Raw genomic sequence first — 23,908 nt, 5'->3', positions numbered from 1 at the left:
CGACCTTAGACCCCTGAATCGTTTGGGGCTTGCGTTTCGCTAGACCGCAGAGATTAGAAGAGTTCACCCCGCAAATTCAATGACCGTTTACCCAGAGATAAGCCCGACCCCCCGTAAATTTGCAGCCGCTAAGGAGGACAGTCAGTGTCACGTCCTGGAAACAAGAAAGTGTTTGAGAAGGTAGCCGTGTAGGGTCAGGGGGCAGAAGTGAAGCCTTTCAGCATGAAAAATACCATGTCACCTTACAGATCGCGGGTACAACGAAAACCTGCAAATACCTGCCTAACGTGAGGTTGATACCAATTGCGCCAGCAGGGATGGAGCGCCCACGGTCGCGTTGCCCAACTACCGCCGCGCAGAACGCGATGCCGGCGATCGAAGTAGCTCCGCGAATAGCCCGAATAGGGATAGGGCGCGAAGCCGGAATAGCCGTCGAACCCCGATGCGGTCCACTCCCAGACGTTGCCGAGTAAGTCCGTGCAGCCGAGAGTGCTGGCACCTGCCGGGTGCGCGTCCACTGCTGAAGTTTGCCCGACAAAACCGTCATAGTTTCCCAATCGCGCCGTTGGGGCCGCGTTGCCCCAGGGGTAATCGCGCGCGCGTCCGGCAATCGGGTCCCAGCAGGCGGCTTTTTCCCATTCCAGCTCGGTAGGCAACCGTTTGCCAACGAAACGAGCGTAGGCAGTGGCTTCGTACCAACTGACGCCGTAAACTGGATGCCGGTCGAAGGCGCGATCGTCCGACCAGTACAGCGGTTGCGCGACGGGATTGGACTGCAGCCAGTGCCAGCCGTCCTCACACCACCACTGCCGTTGGCGGTATCCGCCTACTGCCATAAACTCGCGAAACTGCTCGCAGGTGACTGGATAGCGGTCGATCCAAAATGCATCTAACTCGACCGGACAAGCCGGACGCGCGTTATCCTGCGCCAGGCGATCGCTGCCGATCGTGCACGGTCCAGCCGGGACGAATGCCATCTCTGAGGTGTCGAGAACGCTTCTTATGGGGCGGGCAGTCGGTGGTTGCAGTTCGGCCGGATTCCAGCGTTGGAGCTGGAGGACAATCGCGATCGTCTCGTTGTGTTGGCATTCATGTTGCAACAACCACCACCACAGGCGTGCCTGTTGCTCCAGCGGCGCGCGATCTAGATAGCGCCAAACGCGATCGCGCACGACGTGTAAGTATTCACAGAGAAACTCAGTATTCGGTAATTCCTGGCGGGCGGTTTTCGGCAAACCGTCAGCAGCGAAGAGCTGCCGGTGTTCGGGAAACGGATCCGATTCACCCGCACAACGCTCGAGAATCCACAGCGCTTCGGTAAACGCAATGTGTCCGAGGTGCCAGCCAACTGGGCTAAATTCTGGGTGTGCTTGCCGGCAAAGGTTCGCGCGATCGAGCGTGGCAAACCAGTCGAGCGTGCGCGTGCGGCACTGCTCGAAAGCCTGGACGATCGCCTGTTTAGACGATTGAGTGGATGCGTACGGCACGACCGTCAGGTCCTCCTGCTTGAATGATGCTGTGCTCGGGACAGCGCTGCCACGGGCCCTCAAAGAGCGGCTCGGAAGCGATCGCGATCGCATCGGGCAGCTCGGGGGCATTGTTTAGCCAGTAAAGGCTAGGAACCGTGGTGCCGCATGCATAGCGGCTGGCAACGAGCTGCGTTCCGTCGCTCAGCAAGATATTGGCGCAGAAACCGACGTGTTTCTCGCGGGCAAGGGCTGTCAGCGTTGCCAGGGCGCGTTCGAGGGCTGCAGCAATCGAGCGCGTTGGGTCGGCTTCCAATTCGTGGAGAATCAGCGCGAAGATGTGCTCGGAGTCGGTGGTGCCGTGTACAAAGCGATATAGGTCGCCGGATAGCGACATACGGATGTCGCGGTAAAGCGTCTGCCGGAAGTTTTCGATATAGCCGTTGTGTAAGAACAACAGCGGACTCGGCAACAACAGTCCATTAGTCGTGAAGGGCTGACAGTTACTGATATCGACAGCCAGTCCCGGCGTAGCGCTGCGGACGTACCCGACAAAGCACTCGGACTCGATATAGCGGGCGAGCTGCGTGAGATTCGGGTCGGTCCATATCGGCATCACGCTCCGATAGGAAAACGGGGCAGCGGAGCGATCGCGTCCGAACCAACCGATACCGAACCCGTCGGCATTGAGGATTGCCAATTCCATCTCGCGCGGCTGATAGGCCTGAGCGACCAGCGAATGGGGCGGTTCGCACACCAGGCGATCGACCTTCAAGGACGGTCCGAGATATCCGACCAGACGACACATAGCAATCTGCGTGAGCTTGAGAATCTTGGTGAGCTCGACCGGTCCGGCACCCGAGGGCAAAATCCGACCGGCAAAAAGCGTCCCGATCTTAGCTCGAACTCGTCCTCGCGGGAACCAGACCATCGCCGGCGATCGCTCCGGGCAAACAAGTCGGGAATGGGTTTGAAAAGTTATTTTGCTACACTCACCTGCGAGATCGCAGCAAGCAAATCGACGTTACAGGTATGCATCACTCTCGACGATACGCGATCGATCCCGGTTATCGCACTCGATTGAAGCCCGAATCCATCGCAATTGCGTCCGGCATTCCTGGCATCGACAGGTACTGTGCTCCGCGTAGAGTTGAGCTCTCGCTCTCAGCGAACTTTCTAGAGTTAAAGTGAGGATGAGATCGGACTGCGTAGCAACTCTGCTCCCACCTTCATCGGCAACGGCATTCTAGGCATACCAAAGTGAGCTATTCACACTTAAGTTTTCACCATTAAAGTTAATGAGCGATGCAATCGTACAAGGACCCGGGCTTCTTTTGGCGGCTAGCCTAGCCTCGATCCATGCATTTTCACCAAAACTAAACATCTCGGCCGTCGTCCCCGAGCATCGGTGGGTTTCGTTTGCTGGGGGTGTTTCAGTTGGCTATGTTTTTTTAGAGATTTTCCCAGAACTAAGTCACGTCCAGGCAGAATTAGAACATTCTGCCATTCCCTTTATTGCTTATCTAGAGAATCACGTCTACATCCTCGCTCTTTTGGGGCTACTCGTGTTTTATGGGCTTGATATTTTGGCGCTTGCTTCGCGAGGCCTCAACCGCGCAAGAAACGATGCCGATCGCGCGAGTTCTTTAGTGTTTTGGATTCATATCGCCGTCTTTATATGCATGAACGCAATTTTTGGCTATTTGCTTCAAGATCTAAGCGAACACAACTTATTTCAGTGTATTTTATTTTTCGTGGCGGTTGCCTTGCACTTTTTTGTCATCGATTTCAATTTGCGAGAGCATCACAAATCTTCCTACGATCGCCGAGGGCGCTGGTTTTTGACCGCAGCGATTATGATGGGGGCGATCGCAGCTCAAATCGCAAATCTAAATGAAGCCGCAGTTTCGATAGTTTGGGCCTTTTTAGCCGGCAGCCTAATCCTCAATATTCTAAAGCGAGAACTGCCAGACGAGCAGAAGAGTTGTTTCTGGTCTTTTACTGGTGGTGCAGCGCTTTACGCGGTTTTGTTGTTATTGGTTTAGACCTGGTTTAAAACAGAAGTCTAAGACGGAAATCAGGCGTGAATTCAGCAGCATTGAAGTAATACCTAATCCGGAAAAATGTGATATGAGTAGCAGGTGTCAGGTTCTCGAGATGAGTCATCATGCCGGGAAAGCTCCATATCGATATCACCGAGTCCGCTGCAGAACTGCGCGCCTTTCTCCTCTCCACCTCCACTACTCGAGCATGGAAAAGCTGCAAGCACTCTAATGGCTCAAGTTCGGGCATGCTTCCCAAGAACCCAGGTTGACACAGAGGGCTAGTTATTTATCTCGATGTGTTGCTAAATGGCGACGGTGGCTAACTTTTCTGCTGCTTGAGGCATTTCTTGACGAAGGATGGATTTTTTAGAAACAGCCTTAACGTTTGCTATTGGGTGAATCGACTTGGCAGCGATTGTGTTTCTAGAACAAGCTCAAAGTTGGCAATTAACAGCTCTTTACCTCTGGCAGCGGTAGTCTTTTTATAGTTATTCATTCCATACTGTAGCTCCCATTCAAGTTGATAAAAGTCGGCGTATAGTTCTCGAATGTATTCGCTGTTGTCATAGGTGACAAGCCAGCGATGTTTGCAATTAACAAGTTCTTCAAAGAAGCGTTGGTGGTCGAAGTGCATGTGTAGATCTCCCTTTTTCCCATAAAGCTTTGATTTTGTTGCACTGTAATAGGGTGGGTCAAGGAATAGGAATACATCGTAACCGGGTTCACAAAGTAACTGATGATAGTCGGCATGGTGAAAGGAAATCTGACGTGCGATTTCCTTTGCTTTCTCTAGTCTTTCGATCGATGAAGTTGTGAAGCGCGACTGAAAAGCCTTCTCGGAATAACCCCCACTATCGATAGTCCCAGAGAATGTAATGCGGTTAAGAATGAAAAAGTCAACCGCACGTTGAAGATCTGATAAATCAGAGTCACGGCGTCCGCATAGCTCTTGGTAGAGAGCTCTACCGTTATCACACTTAAACTTTACGTCCCACACATGCTCGATTAGAGGATCTGGATCGACCGACAGCTGTTCCCAAAAACAGTAAAGGTCGTAATTGATGTCGCTGGCTTTAAGCTTGGTATTTGGAAAAATCTGGGCACAATAAAATGAAACAGATCCCCCACCGAAAAATGGCTCTCGCAGCTCTTGAAAAGGGGGTATGTACTGTGAAAGACGAGAGATGGCCTTTGACTTACCGCCAGGATATCTCAAAGGACTTTTGATTTTATACTCAGGCATTTTCCAACAAAAATCCGACGTTGTTGAGAGGGGCTTCTGCAAGTAAGCTTTTGATGAACTTCTCCCCGATAGGATTGAGGCAGTTTTTACGCACAACCGCTATATGTCATTTTTGGAAGATATTCACATTCTTTACTGCATCCAATCATATTCAGCCTGGTGAGGCGTAGCAACGGAATCGATCGCACTCGATCGCCTACTTTCTTTTGGGAAAAAATATTAGAGTAAATAATCATCATAATTTACCCATCTTTTATATCTTCATTCGAAGGTAATCGACTTTAGAATGCTCGCTTTTAAACAAGAATAGTTCCTTGGGTTCATTGTACTATATTGAGTCAACGATCGAAAAGCAATATCCTCATAGGTGATTGGCGTCTAGAGCCTGGTTTTATCTCCATTGTTCCACTTTTTGTTGGGCTCGATTGTCATAATCTCTCTGTTCTGTGCTTGCTGCACAAGTTCCAGAGATTATCTTGTGGAAATCATTTTGTCCTTTTGATATCTCCGATCGTGCGCATTTTTTAAGCAGCTGTCCAGTGTATTCTTGCCCCGAGACTACAGGAGATATCAAGGTGGCTTTCTAGTGTATTGTTGTAAAACAAAATCTAGATTGATTTGACTCAAATGCTGTAAATTGCAGTTCAAGAAGGAAACTGTTTAAATAATCAAAGTTCTTTCTATACAACCTTCTGACTGCTCTGGCGGCGGCTGCCTTTTCCTCAAACGATGCCTATTCGGTTCCACAACCACAAACGCTGCTGCTAACTCTTCTGCAGAGTAGCTGACGAGTAACCTACCAGCTCGGCACGAATGCGATTCAGGTTGCTGGGAGTCGCACGTCAGTAGATTACGCCGGAACCAGATTACGCCGGAACCCGAAGCCCTTACCAATACTAGATTGCCGTGGTTGCTATCTCGAGTCACGAGGATGCGTTTGCTCGCCCCTGCAGCAGCCCAAATTTCGATATCTGTCGCCCGTGCTAAATAGAGCTCGGCTACAGTCACGACGTCGTGCCCTGCTTCAGCTAAAAAGCGGACAGTGAGCGCGTAAGCGTCTTGGTCGGGTAAAAGTTTCACGAGTGTATCGGTGTCAGCTGCACGTCCTCGGCAGCGACCAGCGCGATCGCCGACTCCAGACACGCACGCACGTCTTGGATCTGAAGGCCGGGTAGTAGTCTCGTGCAATCGCCTCGGCAGACACTCCCACGGCAAGCAGCTCCAATACTCGCTGCACGGAGATCCGCGTCCCGGCTCCACAAGGTTTGCCGACATGGACTTGTGGATCGACTGCGATGCGCTCCATGACATCCGAACCGAGATCGATATTGTGTCAATAAAATGGTGTCGATCGCGACCTACTCCCGGGAGCGTGTCACTTTCCAGAAAGATAATTCTGCACCGGCATGCATAGACTCTTGTGGTGCGCTAGAAACTTGCTGGTGCGGGGAAATTTGACTGTGGTAGTCCTGAAGTGTGTGCTCGTGCTGGGTTGGGAGCATAGCTAAGTGAGGGTTCTACGCCTGCGTTACCCTCACTGTGCAGGACTCCCCTCGATTGTTCGTTGATGGGAGTATCAGCCCGTGCTAGCGATCGCGCAGGCAGGTGAGTTGCCGATACAGTCAAATAGCGATCGCCGGATTGCCAGGCCCCCAAAAGATTTCCTCGCATGAGGGCGGCTACGGCGTTGAGGGCGTGCAGAAGGGGTAAATCGGGGGCAAGTTCTAGCCCGCGCGAGATCGCATGGCGGGCAGCGCCGGTACGCCAGTCGTAAAGATTGACTGCTGCCAGGTAGACAAAGGCGTAGGGATTTTGCGAGTCCAGGCCTGTGACGCGTTCGAAGGCCGCGATCGCATCCCGGGGATTTTGTTGTAAGGCTCGGGCTAATCCTAGGGCATAGGCGCGATCGCGTCGCTGCGGATCGGCTTGTAGGCGCTGGGTGAGGGCGAGGGCAGTTTGCTGGAGATAATCCTGAGTTGGGTCGTATTGGTTGAGGCGAGCGATTTCGGTAAAGACGCGCTCGAGCGCCGGTTCGCCGGCCGGGAGCAATAGCGCCAGCTCGCGAAACTGCGTCGGTAAATCCAGTTCTGGAGCCGGCACGGGAGCCGTATCGGGCGCGATCGTGACAACAGCCGGTGGAACCGGGAGTGGGGCGAGTTCGCTCGTAACGCGATTGCAGGCAAATGCCGCAAGGACGTACTCGCCAGGTATGAGGTCGGCCGGCGGCAACATGGCTGTGCGATCTCGCACTTCCCAAAAACCCGACGGTATCTCGGACCCCGCGTGTAAGAAGCCGCCAGCGATCGCGCGGTCGTGAACCCAGCATTGCGATTGCGGGCAACTCAACGGATCGCTCCCCACCCGATGCCAGCTCACCAAGATAATGTTGTCGTGCAAAGCATCCCAGGAGCCTCGCCATTCATAGACAACCGGCGCGGGCGTGCCGGGCGGCAGGCGTTCGGGTAACTCAACGCGCGCCAAACGCAGGCGATCGCCAGGTGGGACGGCAGCCTTTTCCTTAATGGGTTTGCTCGATCGCGTTCCGGGCTCGGCGGGAGTTGGTGTTAGCACTCGGCCGTCCGGCGGGGCAAGGGCCTTGACGGTGGCGGACGGGAGGCGGCGGTGGTGCAAGTGCAAGGAACTGCCGTCAGGCAACACCCACGTGCGGATCGTCTCAAAGTCACTGCTGGTGGTGACGAGCTGCGATATCAAAGCCCGAGCGGCAGGGACCGATCCCGGATCGCCGGTTTTCGTTAGAAACCAGTCGAGCGATCGCGCGTCCTGCTCGACTTCACGCTCGCGGATGCCCACTTGACGCCCGTAAACCCGATAATCTGCCAGCCCTCCGTAGAACGAAACATTGTGCTGATTGATCTGGGGGGTTGAGGGCAACACGCCCAAAGTTGCTTGCAGGTAAGGCGTCTTTGCCACAATTGCATCAACCATCTCGCGATGCGGGTAGGACGCGCGGTCGGGATGGTGTCGGACGTGCGGGCTCAGGTGTTGGACGAGCGCGTCCCCGAAAGGGATGTTGAGGGGAAACAGGTTCAATACCATCAGCAGCGCTGACAGTGCGATCGCGCTCCAGCGCACGCGCCAGCCCCAGTGCAGCAGTCCCCGCGCCAGTACGATCGATAGTACCGGCAGCAATGGCAAGATGTAGCGGGCGTCCTTGTTGACGTTGAGCGAGCAGAGCAGGTAGCCGCCAACGAGTAACACCGCCAGCCACCGCCAGGCCGCGGCTATATGTGGGGACCCTGCCGGTTTGGCCCGATCGCGCCAGAGCGCGCGCAGCCACCCGGCCAGGGGGACGACGATCAGCGGCACCGAAAGCAACAACGGCAGCACTTGCAAGTAATACAGCCAGGCTTCCGGACTGGTCAGGGCCGGATCGCCCTCCGCAATCGCCGCATCTAGGGTCGCGCGCTTGCTGCCGGTCAGCACCAGCAGCCAGTTCGTGCGGTACCACGGATAAGCGATCGCCACTGCCACGATCGCTCCCAACACCAGTTGCCCGACGCGCTGCCACTGTCGTTGCCACAGCGATGCTACCAACAGCCACGCGATCGGCACGCACAGAAACAACAACACCGTTTGCTTGATTAAGATTGCGGACCCCAACGCCAATCCCAACGCGAGCGCCAGCCACCAGGCGAGTGCGGGGCGAATGGAGCGCGCGCTGGCAATCGTCCCGGGTTGCGATCGCACGCGCCAGGCCGTCAGCAGCCAGAGCCCCAACGCCACAGCGGCTGCCACCGGCACGTCGAGCAAGAATTCCGTGCGATAGCGATACAACCCAGGTAGCAAGGTGCAGATCCCTGCTGCCCACAAGCCAGTGCGCGGACCGAACAGTTGCACGCCCACGCCGTATACCGCTATCAGCAGCAGCCCGTTGAAGAGCGTCAGTACGGCGGTGGCAGCGTCTGCAGTTTGCCCGAGGCGATCGAAGGGCAGTGCGGCAATGATGTAGGTCAGCGGCGGAATCTTCGTCGTCAGCTGCCAGAACTGCGCCCACCAGTCCGGCTGGAACCAGTGCGGCGCTTGCAGGGCGTGCCAGTAGGCCACCACGCCATTGAGATAATCCGCTTGATCCCAGGCCGGCGGCCGGCGATCGCGCCACCACCACAGACCGTCTACCACTGTGGTTAGCAGCCACAGTCCGGTTAAAACAGCGATCGGCGAACGACTCAGGCGATCGCGCCAGACTGCGAAGCGCTTCATGCGGGCGAGGGTGAAGTTAGCATTTTGGTCATCTTGACGTGCGGGAGTCCGGCTTCGTCGAAACGATCGCCGACCTGCACGAATCCCAATATGTCGTAGAGAACTTTGACGTATGCTTGCGCGTGGACGACGGCAACGCGCGCGCCTCGCTCTGCGGCCAGTTGCAATGCTTGCTGCATCAGCTGCGTACCGATGCCACGACCGCGGGCCGCTGCCAGGACGGCCAGTCGCTCGATTTTTGCGGACTGCGGGTCCGGCCAGCTCACGCGAGCGGTGCCTACCGGCTGCCCGTGCCAGTAGGCCAGCAGGTGAGTGGCAGCATCGTCGCGACCGTCAAATTCCAGCTCCGGGGCAACGCCTTGCTCGTCCTGGAACACGACCCGGCGGATGGCATCGATCTCCGACGATCGATCGCTGTAGGACGCGATCGCCAGCTGCAGGTCCGGTTCCGGTTCCGACATGGCACTTCTCCACTGGGTTGCTGGCAGCACGCACGAAACGTTCTGCTCCGACCGCAATTGCGATCGCGACGGCTGGTGGGTAGGCGCGATCGCCTCACTCCGTTGCATACAATACCGGATCCCGCAAACCCAGTTCCGCAAACGCGGCCAACCTCAAGCGACACGAATCGCAAACGCCGCAGGCGACGTCTCCGCCCTTGTAACAGGACCAGGTTAGCTCCCACGGTACGCCCAACTCGTTGCCGAGACGAACGATCTCGGTTTTTTTAAAGTCGATCAGCGGCGCGGCAATAGCGATCGCTTCGCCCTCGCGTCCCTGTCGGGTTCCGAGTCGATACACCGCGCGCATGGCATTGATGTAGTCCGGCCGGCAGTCGGGGTAGCCGGAGTAATCGAGGGCGTTGACGCCGAGGAACACGCATTGTGCGCCGACGGCTTCGGCATACCCGAGGGCAAAGCTCAGAAAAATCGTATTGCGTGCGGGGACGTAGGTTACGGGAATGCTTGCCGACATCTGGTCGAGCGATCGCGCCTCGGGCACGGCGATCGCGTCGTCGGTTAACGCCGAGCCGCCCCAACTCCGGAGGTCGAACGTCACAACGCGGTGCTCGCAAACCCCGGCAGCCTCTGCAATTTGGGCCGCCGCACGCAATTCGCAGCGGTGGCGCTGATGGTAGTCGAACGCCAGGGTGTAGCAGTCCCAGCCATCGGCTCGGGCTCGATAGAGCACCGTCGAGGAGTCGAGTCCGCCTGACAGTAAAACGACAGCTTTCATAGCGGTTTGGGCGGTCTTCACCTGCAGCCTAACGTGCATCGTAACCGCGATCGCCGGCCGGCGGGTTTCGAGTCTTGCAATTCCATGTCGAGATGGTTGCTAGCGGCTAAGATTGCTAGCACTTGCCTCCAGTTGCCTCGAGGCCTGTCCCTGCTGGCAACGCCGCCAAGGAATGCTCTTGAGAGTGCATTCCTTGGCGGCAGTTCGACCAACTGGAGTTTTAGTTCGGAACGGTAACTATGGCAGACTGGGACGAATAGCGTGTTTGCGATCGCCCCGGCACCTTTGCCAACTTGTCAGAGTTCGGTTGCTAGCCGTAGAACATTTGCACGTTTCGTGACAAACTATTTGCGGTCTAGGGCAGTACCCATTAACAATTGCATCATGCTCGAGAGTCGGTCGACTTAGAGCGCTATCTGTAAGCTTATCCAGTCAACAACAAGCAGTTGAGTTGGGCCACTCGATGTGTTTTCGCTAGAGTCTTCATTTGCTGTAAGCTTGCAGACCGACCTGAGCCCATCCGGACGAGTCGGTGCCCTGTTGCAGCTAGACCCGCTGCTCGGCGTCTTGTGTTTTCTGGCATCGGCTAGCGATCTCGAGTTCTGCCCTTAAAGGAGTTTTTTTCAGATAGCGCTCTTCTGCGGACCAATTGACCGGCCGCATTCCACACTCATATCAATTCCTTAAAATTCTTAAACTAATAGGTGGTCAATGAGCCACCGCCACCAGGTCAGCAAGGTTATGTGATCCCGTCCCGCCTGCTGCAGCCACTTCCTGACCTTCCTTCGTAATTCCTCCAAGTTGCCGCAGGTCTGCCACTTCATTCCGCTCTTTATCCATACCTAGCACCGCTCGATTGGATTCATCTGGGGGATTGTAAGCAGGCTGAAACAGCAATATTCCGTTCTCCGGCACTTGCAGCGCTCCCGCTCCACCTACCTGCATCACGTGCAGGTCTCGCGGATACTACGCTGAAAACCTCTCCAGGTACTTCATTCGCAATCAGTGAGGTTCGGTATTGACTTGATGACAGCGGGGAGCTAAGTTCAAGCACTCCAGAAAATTGGAACCCTAATGCGATTGTGACGCAGAAATCTGCATGCATTTACGCAAGGAGAATTTACGAAGCGCTTGACAAACATGTTTATTGATGGTAGAAAACGTTGAATCTATTTACCTAGACAGCAAATCTGAGCAAAGCACATTTTTAGGAGACAGAGTAGCTGGTGAAAAAAATTTTGGGGCTGGCTGTGGACAAGTTGTTGTCTGACGATGACTCTCTTGAGCTCTGGCGAGCAATATTTCCTTTATTCATACTAGTTTTGATAGGCTTTATCTTTATTTTCTTCTATGCACTGGGCAATGCAAATACTGTTAGCCACAATTGTAGTCACATCTTAAATATTGGAAGATGTTCTTCAAATATCATGGCGCTCTTTGGCACCACCGCAACTGTCGGAGGGGGTTGCTTATTATTGGGAGGACTGGTAGGGTTTCTCTTTGGAGTGCCTCGCACCATAGAGTCCAATTTCAATATCGAGAAGCACAATAACAGGGAAGACATTTCCGAGAATAGCACCAGCAAAAACAATTCAGATTTGATTAAAGCGAATACAAACCTAGAACAGATCTCTGACTGGTTAACTAAAATACTGGTAGGAGTTGGTTTAACTCAAATCGAGCCAATTCTTAGATTTTACAAAAATAGTGTCCTTCCAGGCATCTCACCAGTTTTTAGTGGTGCATCAGGCATCTCCGCAGATGCCGTACGCAGCTATACTACAGCTGTAATTATCTACTTTTCCATTTGTGGCTTCTTCATTGGCTATCTCTGGTCTAGAGTTTACCTAACCAACAGCCTTAGAAGAAACGCTTACCAGGAATTACAAGAGCAAGTTGACTCAGCGCAAGAAAAACTCGAAAAAACGAGAGCATTAAGCACTACTATCCAATTCGTCAGGCAGATTCTCGATACTATTCCTGAAACGTACCTATTGAGGATAGATGAAACTTACAGCAAGCATACATTTTCGAGCGAAAAAATACTTGAAACTATTGAAAAACGAGTCAATGAAATACTGGCTAAACTAAAAAAAGTTGATAACACATTGCCGCAAAGTCTGGATATTTTTTTAGAAAAGGTTCTGGCAGATATTCCTGAATCAAATAATTTCTTTTTTCTGAGATCAAAGGACTATGTAAACCTTGGAGCGATTTACAATCTAAAGGGCGAATTAAATAATGCAATATGCTTCTATGACAAGGCACTGGAGATTAATGAGTATTCCTTTATGCCCTACAACCTTAAGGGTTTGGCACTAGCCAAGAAAAAGGAATATGAAAATGCTATAAAAGTTTTTGATAAGGCTATTGAAACAGCTCCAAGTAATCCAATAGGCTGGAACAATAAGGGCTTTGCGATAATAACTCAAATCGATGAAAGCGAATTTAATGTTCGGGAAATCGCAGAGAAAGCAGAAACTGCATTGAAATGTTTTCGTAAAACTATTTCCCTTAACCCAAGATTTGCTGTTGCTTACTCTAACATGGGCTACGCATATTATTATCTCAAACATGAGGATAAGGAGCTTGAAGCTTATCAAGAAGCACTTAAAATTGACGAAGAATGTACACTTGCTTTGTATAATTTAGCTTGCTATTATGCCCAGAGAGGCATGATTGAGAAGGTTCTTCAAAACTTGAAGAAAGCCATAGACATAAATCCTGATGTGGCAAAACTCATTGAGGATGAGGAGGATTTCAATTCTATTCGAGGAATTCCTGAATTCAAGAACTTTCTGAGGAGTTTTCGTTAACTTTTACCATTTACAGTCATTCTACAAGTATTTTTTCTCGGTTTGATGGGCAGGGGAATTAGTCTTTTGAGCAGCTCGTTCTAGATGGGTACGTGTCACCTTCTAAGGATAGAATTCAGAGCTGTTTGTTGAGGTAGGTGCATCGATGTCCCAGCACTTGTGGTACATTGTCCGCCTCAATATTGCCTCTGAAATTTTCAACCCCTGGTCAATTTGCTTCACCTTTGACTCCACTCCCCCCGAGAAGATGGCACATCTCTACTCACTTTGCAGATACTTGTTGTTGGGTAGTATGCGCAAACGGTGTTTGCTCAGATAGAGTCGAAAACAATGCGCCTGATACTGATAGCAATTCTTGATTAAAGCTAGGGTTGCTCCCATCTCCCTCTCTCAGAGCAGCTTCCGCGCCTGACGCTGTCGCTGCGGAGACGGAAGTTGTCAACCAGTTTTGTACACGTGGTTTTTAGTTAATGTAGTTTAGTTGTCTCCTTGGCAGCGTCGAGCGTGGGGAAATTGACACCAGTCTCGGTTTCGATACTGCCATCTTCTCGATAGATGGGGTTGATGGCCACCACTTGCGGCGGTAGTTTGACTTTGGGTCGCCCACCCACGAAGCGTTCCGGGTGTACCTCGAACGCCGCGCTCATCACCTGCTCCCGTTGCCGGGCTAGCTCTCGATAGCTCTGGGTGAACACTTGGACCGGTGTAAAGCCCTCCAGGGCGCTGTGATGGTGGCTGTAGTTGTACCACTCGAAGTAGTCCTGGCACCACCGTTCGGCTTGGGCGTAATGCTCGAAGCGTCCGGGGTAGTCGGGCTGATACTTCAGGGTTCTGAATTGGCTCTCACTGAATGGGTTGTCGTTGCTCACTCTCGGGCGGCTGTGACTGGCGGTCGCCCCCCAGGTCGCTGATGACCTCCAGGAAGTTGCGGGCAATCATCGGCGCGCCTCGGTCTTGGTGAATCGTCCGCGCGTCGGTCGCATGGGGGTGGCGCGCCATCGCCTCGCACATCAGTTGTTGGGAGAGGGCGCTGTTTTCCTTGCGTGACAGCATCCAAGCCAAGACAAAGCGGCTGAACAAGTCGACGATCGCGTACAGCGAGAGATAGACTCCTTTCTGGCTCAACGCCAACTTGGTGATATCCCACGTCCAGACCTGATTGGGGGCTGGGCTCAAGGCGCGCGGTTGTCGCGCTCTCGGAGACACTTGACCCCCCTAGCTGTTGCCACCTTCGCTGTGTCTCGGCGCGCGAAAAGGCTGCTGCGGTTCAGATCCAACTGCTGGCAGGCCAGGCTTAATGGCAACCGCTCGGGTTTGTGGGTTACGAGCAGATTCATGCGTCGCCCTCGCTCTCCTGGTGCGCGAGCATCGCTAAGGCTTTTTTTGTAGGGCTAGGCAATCATCCTTGAGCTGGAGCTGATGCTCGAGTCGTTGAATCTTCTTCTCCAACGCGGCAATCTGACTCTGCTCGCTGGTGAGTTGGGGCTTGGGACCCGGAGCCGTCTTAGACAGGGAGGCGGTGCCGCCTTGGTCGAACTCGCGACGCCATTGTTGAATTTGGTTGTGGTAAAGCTTTTCGCGTCGCAGCAAACTTCCCAGTTCGCCGTGTTGGCAAGCGTTAGCTTCCTGAACGATCCGTAGTTTGTACTCGGCGCTGAAGGTGCGACGCGTGCGCTTTTCGAGAGCTGGTTCTAGCTTGAATTGGTTATCGGGCAAGGGGTCAGTGGCTGGCTTTGGCAAGGGGGTTTTCTCCTTGAGTAACCCGCCCTACGGTCTATGTTATCTGCGCAGGTGCCTGTCTAGTCCTAGGTAGACACAGAGGGGTGCCCATAAGCTAGGATTCGAGAATAGTTCCCCTCTTTGTAACCCTATAGCCACTAACAGCAAAAGGGACACTAATATTGTTACTCACCAAAATTACATCGGCTTGTCTCTCAATGGCAGCGCCAGCTTCAACAGAAACACTACTATTGTCAAACTCAACTTCTCCTTCCAACCCCGATCCAGCTGCGAATTCTAAGCGAAATCGGCTAGCGTAATATGATGAGAACACCAGAAATCTATCTCTCAATAGTCTGAAGGTGTCTTCGTCTCTCTCTTTGAATTGGAGGAATGCTCTTTCAAATGCCACCAAACCCATGTCAGGATTTTCATAATGCCGCACTTTGACCTCCTCAACAGTAATAGATACCTCAAAATGCCTATTCGTAGAGACTTTTAATCCTAGAAAAGATAGCAGAGATAATGCTGCTATGCCTCTAAATGTACTTGCTGCATGGGCAAGAGCAAAGTTGCTTGCAGAAAGCACAGTCCTAAAATCACTTTGTTGGAAAAAATCTGGGACAAGAAAGCTTTGCACCCTATCTGTAAATCTATCAACATTTTGAGACTCTAACAACGCTCCAGGAACATATCTGGTATCCGCAATCGTCAGGAAACTAACCTCACGTATCACATTCTCTAGCAACTTCTCAAATTGTGTAGTCATAGATTACCTCACATGTATATATTCAATTAAACACAAACGGAAAAGGAACACTATTCGAAGAAATCCTGAAATCTGCCACTCAGTTGCGCATCCAATCCCTTCAAAAATAATACGTGAAGACTGAGGTAACTTAGGAGTGTCATCTGCAGTAGCTAAATTAGCCAACTTAGCAATTGCAAGAAACTAGTACGCAAAGCTGATCGCTTCCCATTCTCTCTGAAAAACTTGGACTTCTAAACTAGCCGATAAAAAAGATGAACACCAATTTCAGCAACTATGCTTTGCCCCCTTGCCCAATCAGGGGTTGAGATATAATTAGCAAAAAAGTGATCGGCTCCGTTAGTGGGATCTGGTATTTCCCCATTGAGAACTTTCTTGGCAATCTCTTGACTTTCCCTGAATTCGCTATTAGACACGTTTACTGTTAGCAGCTTATCTCGGTTAGGATCGTTTTCATTCCAACAGCTAAACTGCCATGGCTGTTGACAGACTTGACGGATGGTAGGTGGCCAACCATAAGAAGGTGATCTAGAAGCTCTATTGCGAACTACCCAAGCAACGGCAGTTTTCCCTAACCGTTTTTCCCCCCTGGCTTCTCCCCAAATAGTGCGTGCTAAGACATCAATATCAACATCATAATCATCTGAGACTGTTGGAACTGGCTCTATAGGTCTAGGTGTTTGCTCTAACCAACGAGACCATATCAGAATGAAACTAAAAGCAAAATCGGAATACCTTCTGAACTGAGAACTCCCCTTAACAAGTTCCATGAATTGCAAGAACTCTTTAGGAGAATATATGACAACACAACCTGCCGACCATTTGCCGATAGTGTCAGGCGAAGCCAATCCTGGTTTAGTAGTGTGAAGATTGATCCCTCTCAAACGCTCATAAGAAGTGGTGTCATTTCTCAGATAATCGCGGTTGGCATCTCGTACAAGTCGAGCCAAGTTTCCCTTTTGAGCCAGGGCCTCATAACCGCGATGTTGACCAACTTGCCATAAATTATGATGATACCCTGTGTCCAATCGAGCAACCCCTTCATGGATTTCGGTGTTGTGAGTATAGTGATAACCAGGTTCAGTAGTTGCTTTACAAAGCAAATTAAAATGAGGCTTGCCTTCTCGAAAGGTTAGTATCGCAACTGTATCATTCCATTTGTCATTTTGATCGAGATTAAATTCACCATTTGGGTGCATTCCTTCAATACCAATAATATTGATTTCCCCTGGCTCTCTATCTAGCGGAAAATCTCTCTCTTCACAGCAAGCCACTACCTTTTCGGCCAGAGTTCCACTAGCGTGCATTGAGCCATAAAGTTGGATGTGAGGCTTGTAGAAATACCAGATTCCCGCATTAAATCCCAGGTTGACTTTCACATGATTATTCTCTGCCCCTTGAGAGTCAAGAATAGGACATACCCAACCTGCAAGGATATTTGTTTTGCGATTGCCTTCAAGATGCAAAGAGTCAATAGGCTCTTTCTTTGCAACTGTATTTACCAATGCCCTAATAGATTGACCCACTTATGTTCCTCCAAAAAAATACCAAGTTTCTCATTCGACATGAATCCCAAATCAGCATATTGTTAAGCAGGCGAGCTGCTGCAGATTCGGAAATCTGAGAGGATTCCGTTCATACCGTAGGTTCCTGCACTGGGTAAGAGACGCAATATATTAATTGATATCATGATAACCGCTCGCAAGCAAACAGTCTAGTCTCCGAAACAACTCTTAAATCGAACTAGAATCTGAATATTGAAAGGCGAAAGTCCCTCAAGGAATATAATCTAATCGTCAGAAGCAATCAGGTTATTGTAGCATATTATACCACTTCCATATGTCTGATTGATTTACTCCTCTCCACAATTTTGCTGTTGCAATGGGACTTGATGACTCGCTCGATTCTTCTGGGATGAACACTGCGAATCGAGGTAAATGGGACTGCTCAGTCCCCTGTTCGATAACATCTCAGAACAGAAGCCAGTGGTATCCGCGGAGTGCGTCGTTTTTTATACTGACTATTCGCCACCGCTGGCGTCCCATTCAGCCGAGTCAGTGCCGCTTTGACGCTCGACTAGCTGCACGGCATCTCGCGGTTGCTGACTCTCGATTACTGGACTTTGTACAAATGGATGTTCGACTGAGGCGGTCAGCTGACGGATCGCCCAGTTTCCTAACCCTGATGAGGTGTAGCTTTTGAACTATTTGGGAGTTGGGTGAGCTCGTCGGCCCGGCCGAACTCCCAAATATTTCCCGCTGCCATCTCGGACGCCGCGTAGCTACAGCTCCCAAAAATTGTTTTGCAGACATTTGAGGGATTGTCGGTTCAGATCCAGGGCTCCCATTTTGTCCAAAGTCCAATAACCGCGATCGCGCACTTCAGGAGAGCCGTTGGAGAGAGCGCCCGCGATCGTATGCAAGTTCTAGCCAACAGTCTTGTGCTTAAGGCACGCAGATAGCCGTTTCGACAGCGATGTCGAATACTTCTTCAAACACTGCTTTCTTCTCGCTCAGGCTCCACAACTCCAGCTCGCAGTCGTCGTCCGCGCGGGCTGGCATCACGTGAATGTGTAACCCCCGTTGCTTAGCATCGTACTGGCAACGAACGGTCGCGATCGCGCCGATTTGCCGGCGATCGAGCGCCGTAGCCAGGCGCAGCAAGGCGCTGAGCTGGTCTACCATTTCGCGGTAGCGCTTGCCGGGCAAATTGCTATAGCTTTCGTGCTTCTTTTTCGGCTTGCTTTTGCGGTGATAGCGCGCGATGTTGGCAACGAGTTCCAGCTCGGTTTCATTGAACCCCATCAGCTCGGCATTGCGAATCAGGTAGTAGGAGTGCTTGTGGTGGGCGTCGTGGCTGACGTAGATGCCGCAGTTGTGCAAGACTGCTGCCGTCCACAACAGTTCGCGCTCCTCTGCCCCCCATTGATGGAGATTGCCGTGGGTTTGGTCGAATAGGCTCAAGGCAAAGCGCGCGACCCGCTCGCCGTGGGTGATGTCGACGCGATACTTGTTAGCGATGTTGAGCGTGCTGCGCTGGCGGACGGAATTGTGAAAGCGGAGGTGGTTCTCGATCAGTCCGTGGGCGAGCATCCAATCGACGATCGCCCCTTCGCGCAGTGCTCGCTCGCAGACGACCAGGCGATCGAGGTCGAGCAGTCGCATGGCTTCGACCAGCACCAACGCCCCCGGTACGATGATTTCCGCCCGGCGATCGGACATGCCAGGCAGCTGCAGGCGTTCGGCTTCGGTCATGTCAGCCAGGCGATCGACCAGCGCATCTAGGTCCTCGCGACAGAGCTCGTACCCCTGCAGCGGATTGGGCACGATGCCGAGCGTTTCGCGAGCGTGCAGATTTGCCAGACATTCGATCGTACCCGAGGTGCCAACGAGCGTCGGCTTTTCACCGGGCTGCAAGCGAGCGCGAACTTCTGAGGTCGCGCGGGCGAGCTGGCCGCGAATATACGTTTCCAAGGTGCGGCGCTCGCTCCTGGCGATCGGGTCGTTCGTGATGTAGCGATGTTTGAGCCGCACCGCTCCGACTTTAGTGCTGCTGAGATAGCGCGGTTCGCGACCGTCCCCGAGCACGATCTCCGTAGACCCGCCGCCAATATCGACAATGATGTGGGGGCGATCGCTAAATTCCATCGCCGAGAGCACGCCCAGGTAAATCCGCCGGGCTTCCTCTTGTCCAGAGATCAAGTCGATCGTAATGCCGAGTTCGCGCCGGACGAGTTGGATGAAGTCGCGGCCGTTCGGCGCTTCGCGGACGGCACTGGTGGCGAGGGCGACAATCTGTTCGGCATTAAAAGCAGCTGCGAGGTCGTGGCAGCGGCGGAGAGAGGCAAGGGCGCGATCGATCGCCGCGGGGGTAAGGGTGCCCGTTTTTGGGTCGCGATCGCCGAGGCGGACGGTATCTTTTTCGCGGGCGATGATGTTGAAAGCCGGCAGCGACGGCATGACGCGCACGACCACCATATGGATGGAGTTGGTGCCGACGTCAATGGCGGCCATGACGCGATCGCGATCGAGGAGGGCAGGGTTGCTCCTGGGCGCTTGGGATTGAATGCGAAAGAGAGTCTCGGTCATGCGCGCGGTGTCGGTTGCAGTTAGGATCGAGTCGTTTATTCACCATATACCGTCTCTCGTCTCCTAAGACCGCCCATTTGCAGCCGTTATGACAAGTCGTCGATTACCTTCACAGTTGCCATCCACTCCAGAACCGACGTGGTTGAGCATCGTCCGCTTGCTGCGGTGGAATAAACCGGCAGGGCGCTTGATTTTGGCGATTCCAGCCTTGTGGGCGGTGGTGCTGGCCGCGGAGGGGACGCCGCCGCTGCCCCTAGTGGGCGTAATATTGCTCGGCAGCCTGGCGACGAGTGCAGCCGGTTGCGCGATCAACGACCTCTGGGACCGGGAGATCGATCCGCAAGTAGAACGCACGCGATCGCGGCCGCTGGCGTCGAAGGCGCTGTCGGTCCGCACGGGCATCGTCGTGGCGGGAGTGGCACTGGCCTGCGCGGCAGTGGCGGCGCTGTACCTCAACCGGGTGAGCTTCATGCTGAGCGTGGCGGCAGTACCGGTTATCGTGTGTTATCCCCTGGCGAAGCGTTTCTTCCCGGTGCCGCAGTTGGTCTTGTCGATCGCCTGGGGCTTCACAGTAGCGATTGGCTGGAGCGCGATCGCGTGCGACGGGCAGGTGTGGCTGTGGCAGTGCTCGGGAGCGCCCATGTGGCTGCTGTGGGGCGCGACATTGCTGTGGACGCTCGGCTTCGATACGGTATACGCCATGGCCGATCGCGAGGACGACCGGCGCATCGGAATCAATTCCAGCGCGTTGTTCTTCGGCGATCGCGTCGTTGCTGCCGTGAGCGCGTTCTTTGCCGGGACGTCACTCTTGCTGGCCGCCGAGGGTATCGTCATGCACCTGCACGTGTCGTTCTGGGCGACGTGGGCGATCGCCTCAGCGCTATGGATACGAGAGTGCTGGCAGCTGAGCCGACCGCGGGTGCCGCCGAGACTGTACGGACAAGTTTTCCGCGAGAACGTCGCGATCGGATTTACTTTGCTGGCCGGCGTATTTCTAGGCTCGATCTGGTAGGGTTCCCTTAGTTGTAGAGGGTTCGTGGCAAACCCATACACCGCGAGAGGTGTCGTCCAGAGCGAGTGTCAGCACTAGCACCCTCCGGATTGGAAGTATTGAAGCTAGAAACGTTCGCGGTTCAGAGGCTCGAAATCTGCTAATTTCCAAGTCTGGAGTGATTTTCTATTGCCCTCGAGGGACTGGCAGAAATTCCCTGTCACCAACAGTTCGCGCTTGAATTCTGCTGAGGGTTTACACAAAAATCCTGACGAGCCCATATCGAATTTTTTTACACATTGGGCAATTGTGGAAATTCCCGAAGATGCATTTAAAGCCGGACACTCGATCGCAAAGAATGCCAGTGGAATCGAGCAGCAGATCTATCCTGCTCTAATTGCATATTTCATTTTAGAGCTAGTAGAAATACCGAGACAATTTGGCAGAAACCTTCTGGAGAAGTTGCGATGCATCCGAGCAGAATCCTAGAGGCTGATTGAAAAGGGTCCAGCTCGGTACCAGACTGCCCCGAGCTACCCGTAGAAAAGCTCCGAAAGCCCTGCTCCCTAGTCAAGAGGCATGTGCCTAACTTCGCGCAAGTCAACTTTTCAAACAGCCTCTAATAGAACGGAGGGATTTTGCAGTGGATGCAGTCTAGTTTGAGAGAGTCCCGAGGAGTCGGGTGCCGGAGAGACAAATCGGAGTCTGATACTTAGGTCTGTAAAGGTGTGTGGCTAGATTCAATCCTTCCGATTTTATCTACCCTAACGGGTGCTCCAACACTCGCTCGATGTGGAGCATGGATTTTCAGCATAATGCTAGCTTAAACATATTTTACAAACTGGCTTCAGGTTCGATCTCGAGCGAGCGGGCCGTGCATTCAGACCTAGTGACGTTCTCAAGCTGAGCGAGCAATTCCGACTCGAATGATGGATTTCGTGCAAGGAGCGTGCCATAATTTCCGCGTGGTTCCGTCCGAATTGTGGGATATGGGCATGAGCGATCGCGGCTCTCGATGGATTTACAGGGGGGCATCTGTTGCGCAATTTTGCGCGCCGTTCTGTGCGGGGATTGTGCTGAGCATCGGTCCGAATCGCGAGGCGATCGCTGCAACTGTCGAGGTGTCGACGCAGTCGTTGGCGGCGGCCGTCCCGGTGGCGGACTTAACGGTAACGGATTTACTCGCGCAGGTCCGAGATCGACCGCAAGAGCGTTTTCTACAACAACAGCAACCGCAACTGCCCGCTCCACTCCCCGAAGCGGACGACGCTCCCGATGTCGAGCCGCCAGTAGTGCCCGTTACCCCCCCCACCGATGCCGACGCCATTGCAGTCGAGGTTGTGAGTGTCGAGGTTATCGGCAGTACCGTTTTCGAACCAGAAGATTTTGCCGCGATTGTCGAGCCGCTCGTGGGGACGACGACGCGCGCGGAGTTAATTGCCGCTGCCGATGCGATTACCGCACTCTATATCGAGCAGGGCTATCTCACCTCCCGGGCAGTTGTCGTGGAAGCTACGCTCCCGAGCGGGATGGTGGAAATCCGCGCGATCGAGGGTGGGGTCGAGGAAATAATCATTGAAGGGACGCGCCGCCTCGATGAAAGCTACGTGCGATCGCGCATTGCCCTCGACGCGGACGCACCCCTCAACGTCGGTAAACTCGAGGATCGCCTGCGCGTCCTGCGCCTCGATCCGATCTTCGAAAACATCGAAGCCAGCTTGCGGGCAGGTGAAGGGTTCGGTCAAAGCATCATCGACGTGCGGATCTTAGAAGCCGATCGCCTCTTCGGAAGCATCGACGTCAACAACTATTCGCCACCGAGCATTGGCTCCGAGCAGTTCGAACTCAATTTTGGCGTCCGCAACTTTGTTGGTGCGGGCGACTACTGGCTGTTCGAGTACGATCGCACGTTTCGCAACGGTGCGGAATCGTTCGATATTGCCTATCGCGTTCCCCTCAATCCCCGCGACGGAACCTTGCAGTTGCGCGGCGTAGTGGGACGGAATGCCGTCGTACAAGATCCGTTTGACGACTTCGAGATCGAAGGCGACTTCGAGCTCGTCGAAGCGAGCTTTCGCCAACCGCTGATTCGGACGCCACGCCAAGAACTGGCGCTCACCTTCGGCTTCACCTATCAGAACGGACAAACCTTTGTGTCCGACATCCCGACTCCATTCGGTTTCGGTCCTGATGAGGACGGTATGTCCAGCACCAGCGTCTTTAATTTCGGACAGGAATACGTCCGTCGATCGCCGACGGGGGCATGGGCGTTGCGATCGCAGTTCGCGGTTGGCACGGGGCTATTCGGTGCAACCACAAACGACCAACCGATTCCAGACAGTCGCTTCTTCAGTTGGTTGGGCCAAGCACAGCGCGTACAGACGATCGGCAACCGCCATTTGTTGATCGCGCAACTGGATATGCAACTGACGCCGGACAGCCTGCTGCCGTCGCAACAATTTGTTATTGGCGGCGGTCAGTCGGTCCGCGGCTACCGGGAGAACGTGCTTGCCGCCGATGGCGGGGTTCGGCTGTCGCTCGAAAACCGCATTACGGTCGCTCTCAACGATGCCGGCGAACCAGTGTTTCAAATCGCACCCTTTTTTGACGCCGGTGCCGTGTTCAATGCCGGCAACAATCCCAATGACATTGGTTCCGACACCACCGCGATCGCCGCGATCGGGACGGGATTTTTGTGGCAGCCGATCCGCAATCTAGACCTCCGCCTCGACTACGGCGTGTCGCTGGTCGATATCGATGCTGAGGGTGACAACATCCAAGACGACGGGCTATATTTCAGCATCGGCTATGGGTTCTAGTCAGACGCTAATGCCCCTAAAACCGCAAGCGAAAATATCGCAACCAGGGGCATTCGACAGCTTGACAAGTTCTGAGAGCAGGCGGCGGAACAACGCCCGCAAAGCAACAGTAGCGACGGATGCGAGCGCGGGTCGTTCAGCGCGCGAGCAAACTGCAGATCGAGTTTCCTACTCCGTCGTCATCGAAGGGGACGATCCGGCCGTCGCGACGCACGCGTATCCGACGGCGGCAGTTATAAACCTCAAAGGGACGCTTTTTGCCATCGACGCTGACACGGGCGCGATATTCCCAGTGATATTTAGCGCTGCGCTTGATGTCGAGGATGCAGATCGAGTGCCCGGCAACCGTCCGACAGAAGGCAGCTTCGGCAGGTGCTGTAACCATCAATATCCAGAGCGCGGCGATCGCGAGTACGCTCAGTGACTTGACGAGGGTACTTAACATTTCAGATCGAGTCCGCATAATGACTTGCTGTATCTAAATCTTCAGTGATG

21 protein-coding genes are annotated in these 23,908 nt (G+C 53.4%); 4 read left to right on the top strand and 17 right to left on the bottom strand.

Annotated elements, in window-relative coordinates; all coding sequences use genetic code 11:
• Nucleotides 1-242: 242 nt before the first annotated feature.
• Together KR51_RS00500 and egtC are read right to left on the bottom strand one after the other, a co-directional pair.
• Nucleotides 243-1,487 carry an SUMF1/EgtB/PvdO family nonheme iron enzyme gene (locus KR51_RS00500; protein WP_022603768.1) on the bottom strand — a complete coding sequence of 415 codons (1,245 nt, stop codon included), beginning with the start codon at nt 1,485-1,487 and terminating at the stop codon, nt 243-245.
• Entirely contained in the window at nt 1,459-2,397 is a 939-nt protein-coding gene (egtC, locus tag KR51_RS00495; RefSeq protein ID WP_232214478.1) for an ergothioneine biosynthesis protein EgtC, read from the bottom strand. The genes KR51_RS00500 and egtC overlap by 29 nt, the downstream gene beginning before the upstream one ends.
• Nucleotides 2,398-2,764: 367 nt before the next feature.
• Here egtC and KR51_RS00490 point away from each other — a divergent pair, with 367 nt between their 5' ends.
• On the top strand, nt 2,765-3,511 hold the full coding sequence (locus KR51_RS00490) for a bacitracin resistance protein bacA (RefSeq protein WP_022603764.1): 747 nt from the start codon (nt 2,765-2,767) through the stop codon (nt 3,509-3,511).
• A 388-nt stretch (nt 3,512-3,899) separates the two neighbouring features.
• Here KR51_RS00490 and KR51_RS00480 read toward each other — a convergent pair whose 3' ends face one another.
• The 7 genes from KR51_RS00480 to KR51_RS00455 form a co-directional block, all read right to left on the bottom strand.
• Nucleotides 3,900-4,754 (bottom strand): DNA adenine methylase, encoded by an 855-nt coding sequence (locus tag KR51_RS00480; RefSeq protein ID WP_022603760.1) that lies wholly within the window; start codon nt 4,752-4,754, stop codon nt 3,900-3,902.
• Nucleotides 4,755-5,414: 660 nt separating this feature from the next.
• Nucleotides 5,415-5,834 (bottom strand): DUF5615 family PIN-like protein, encoded by a 420-nt coding sequence (locus KR51_RS20035; protein ID WP_071783168.1) that lies wholly within the window; start codon nt 5,832-5,834, stop codon nt 5,415-5,417.
• Nucleotides 5,835-5,847: 13 nt separating this feature from the next.
• Nucleotides 5,848-6,060 (bottom strand): DUF433 domain-containing protein, encoded by a 213-nt coding sequence (locus KR51_RS00475; RefSeq protein ID WP_232214477.1) that lies wholly within the window; start codon nt 6,058-6,060, stop codon nt 5,848-5,850.
• Between the two features lie 122 nt (nt 6,061-6,182).
• On the bottom strand, nt 6,183-8,975 hold the full coding sequence (locus KR51_RS00470) for a phospholipid carrier-dependent glycosyltransferase (protein ID WP_022603756.1): 2,793 nt from the start codon (nt 8,973-8,975) through the stop codon (nt 6,183-6,185).
• Nucleotides 8,972-9,544 carry a GNAT family N-acetyltransferase gene (locus tag KR51_RS00465; RefSeq protein WP_232214476.1) on the bottom strand — a complete coding sequence of 191 codons (573 nt, stop codon included), beginning with the start codon at nt 9,542-9,544 and terminating at the stop codon, nt 8,972-8,974. The genes KR51_RS00470 and KR51_RS00465 overlap by 4 nt, the downstream gene beginning before the upstream one ends.
• Nucleotides 9,531-10,211: a 7-cyano-7-deazaguanine synthase QueC gene (gene queC, locus KR51_RS00460; RefSeq protein ID WP_040654598.1), complete on the bottom strand. Its 681-nt coding sequence runs from the start codon at nt 10,209-10,211 to the stop codon at nt 9,531-9,533. The genes KR51_RS00465 and queC overlap by 14 nt, the downstream gene beginning before the upstream one ends.
• A 708-nt stretch (nt 10,212-10,919) precedes the next feature.
• Nucleotides 10,920-11,159: a hypothetical protein gene (locus tag KR51_RS00455; protein WP_156914889.1), complete on the bottom strand. Its 240-nt coding sequence runs from the start codon at nt 11,157-11,159 to the stop codon at nt 10,920-10,922.
• 278 nt (nt 11,160-11,437) lie between these two features.
• Between KR51_RS00455 and KR51_RS00450 the strand changes: the two genes are divergently transcribed.
• Nucleotides 11,438-13,027: a tetratricopeptide repeat protein gene (locus KR51_RS00450; RefSeq protein ID WP_022603749.1), complete on the top strand. Its 1,590-nt coding sequence runs from the start codon at nt 11,438-11,440 to the stop codon at nt 13,025-13,027.
• 467 nt (nt 13,028-13,494) lie between these two features.
• Here the strand turns inward: KR51_RS00450 and KR51_RS17100 are convergent, their stop codons facing one another.
• The 7 genes from KR51_RS17100 to KR51_RS00425 all read right to left on the bottom strand — a co-directional run bounded on the left by KR51_RS17100 (nt 13,495) and on the right by KR51_RS00425 (nt 19,528).
• Nucleotides 13,495-13,896: an integrase core domain-containing protein gene (locus tag KR51_RS17100; protein WP_051357988.1), complete on the bottom strand. Its 402-nt coding sequence runs from the start codon at nt 13,894-13,896 to the stop codon at nt 13,495-13,497.
• Nucleotides 13,871-14,203: an integrase catalytic domain-containing protein gene (locus KR51_RS17095; RefSeq protein WP_051357987.1), complete on the bottom strand. Its 333-nt coding sequence runs from the start codon at nt 14,201-14,203 to the stop codon at nt 13,871-13,873. Before KR51_RS17095 ends, KR51_RS17100 begins: the two co-directional genes overlap by 26 nt.
• A complete protein-coding gene (locus KR51_RS20030) occupies nt 14,200-14,364 on the bottom strand; it encodes a hypothetical protein (RefSeq protein ID WP_022603747.1) in 165 nt (54 codons plus the stop codon). The genes KR51_RS17095 and KR51_RS20030 overlap by 4 nt, the downstream gene beginning before the upstream one ends.
• Nucleotides 14,365-14,398: 34 nt before the next feature.
• Nucleotides 14,399-14,767 (bottom strand): transposase, encoded by a 369-nt coding sequence (locus tag KR51_RS00440; RefSeq protein ID WP_022603745.1) that lies wholly within the window; start codon nt 14,765-14,767, stop codon nt 14,399-14,401.
• Between the two features lie 94 nt (nt 14,768-14,861).
• Nucleotides 14,862-15,515, bottom strand: coding sequence for a hypothetical protein (locus tag KR51_RS00435; protein ID WP_022603743.1), 654 nt, complete (start codon nt 15,513-15,515; stop codon nt 14,862-14,864).
• A 233-nt stretch (nt 15,516-15,748) separates the two neighbouring features.
• Nucleotides 15,749-17,041, bottom strand: a complete 1,293-nt coding sequence (locus KR51_RS20025) for a cell wall hydrolase (protein WP_022603741.1) — start codon at nt 17,039-17,041, stop codon at nt 15,749-15,751.
• Between the two features lie 918 nt (nt 17,042-17,959).
• On the bottom strand, nt 17,960-19,528 hold the full coding sequence (locus KR51_RS00425; protein WP_456300040.1) for a Ppx/GppA phosphatase family protein: 1,569 nt from the start codon (nt 19,526-19,528) through the stop codon (nt 17,960-17,962).
• Nucleotides 19,529-19,691: 163 nt separating this feature from the next.
• Here KR51_RS00425 and KR51_RS00420 point away from each other — a divergent pair, with 163 nt between their 5' ends.
• Complete coding sequence (locus tag KR51_RS00420) at nt 19,692-20,615, top strand: 4-hydroxybenzoate solanesyltransferase (RefSeq protein ID WP_022603739.1); 924 nt, start codon at nt 19,692-19,694, stop codon at nt 20,613-20,615.
• 944 nt (nt 20,616-21,559) lie between these two features.
• Nucleotides 21,560-23,413 (top strand): ShlB/FhaC/HecB family hemolysin secretion/activation protein, encoded by a 1,854-nt coding sequence (locus tag KR51_RS00410; RefSeq protein WP_232214475.1) that lies wholly within the window; start codon nt 21,560-21,562, stop codon nt 23,411-23,413.
• Nucleotides 23,414-23,549: 136 nt separating this feature from the next.
• Here KR51_RS00410 and KR51_RS00405 read toward each other — a convergent pair whose 3' ends face one another.
• Nucleotides 23,550-23,858, bottom strand: a complete 309-nt coding sequence (locus tag KR51_RS00405) for a hypothetical protein (protein WP_022603737.1) — start codon at nt 23,856-23,858, stop codon at nt 23,550-23,552.
• Nucleotides 23,859-23,908: the final 50 nt, after the last annotated feature.

The organism is Rubidibacter lacunae KORDI 51-2 (assembly GCF_000473895.1).
In the GTDB taxonomy this organism is placed as follows: Bacteria; Cyanobacteriota; Cyanobacteriia; order Cyanobacteriales; family Rubidibacteraceae; genus Rubidibacter; species Rubidibacter lacunae.
Note: the sequence above shows the minus strand (reverse complement) of the source record. Positions and strands in the feature narration are given on the sequence as shown.

What these genes read in the sequence shown, in the direction of transcription:
- egtC (WP_232214478.1), bottom strand. Translation starts at nt 2,397, where the DNA reads ATGGTCTGGTTCCCGCGAGGACGAGTTCGAGCTAAGATCGGGACGCTT.
- KR51_RS00435 (WP_022603743.1), bottom strand. Translation starts at nt 15,515, where the DNA reads ATGACTACACAATTTGAGAAGTTGCTAGAGAATGTGATACGTGAGGTT.
- queC (WP_040654598.1), bottom strand. Translation starts at nt 10,211, where the DNA reads ATGAAAGCTGTCGTTTTACTGTCAGGCGGACTCGACTCCTCGACGGTG.
- KR51_RS00425 (WP_456300040.1), bottom strand. Translation starts at nt 19,528, where the DNA reads ATGGCCGCCATTGACGTCGGCACCAACTCCATCCATATGGTGGTCGTG.
- KR51_RS00420 (WP_022603739.1), top strand. Translation starts at nt 19,692, where the DNA reads ATGACAAGTCGTCGATTACCTTCACAGTTGCCATCCACTCCAGAACCG.
- KR51_RS20030 (WP_022603747.1), bottom strand. Translation starts at nt 14,364, where the DNA reads ATGAATCTGCTCGTAACCCACAAACCCGAGCGGTTGCCATTAAGCCTG.
- KR51_RS00475 (WP_232214477.1), bottom strand. Translation starts at nt 6,060, where the DNA reads ATGGAGCGCATCGCAGTCGATCCACAAGTCCATGTCGGCAAACCTTGT.
- KR51_RS00470 (WP_022603756.1), bottom strand. Translation starts at nt 8,975, where the DNA reads ATGAAGCGCTTCGCAGTCTGGCGCGATCGCCTGAGTCGTTCGCCGATC.
- KR51_RS00405 (WP_022603737.1), bottom strand. Translation starts at nt 23,858, where the DNA reads ATGTTAAGTACCCTCGTCAAGTCACTGAGCGTACTCGCGATCGCCGCG.
- KR51_RS00490 (WP_022603764.1), top strand. Translation starts at nt 2,765, where the DNA reads ATGAGCGATGCAATCGTACAAGGACCCGGGCTTCTTTTGGCGGCTAGC.
- KR51_RS00480 (WP_022603760.1), bottom strand. Translation starts at nt 4,754, where the DNA reads ATGCCTGAGTATAAAATCAAAAGTCCTTTGAGATATCCTGGCGGTAAG.
- KR51_RS00465 (WP_232214476.1), bottom strand. Translation starts at nt 9,544, where the DNA reads ATGCAACGGAGTGAGGCGATCGCGCCTACCCACCAGCCGTCGCGATCG.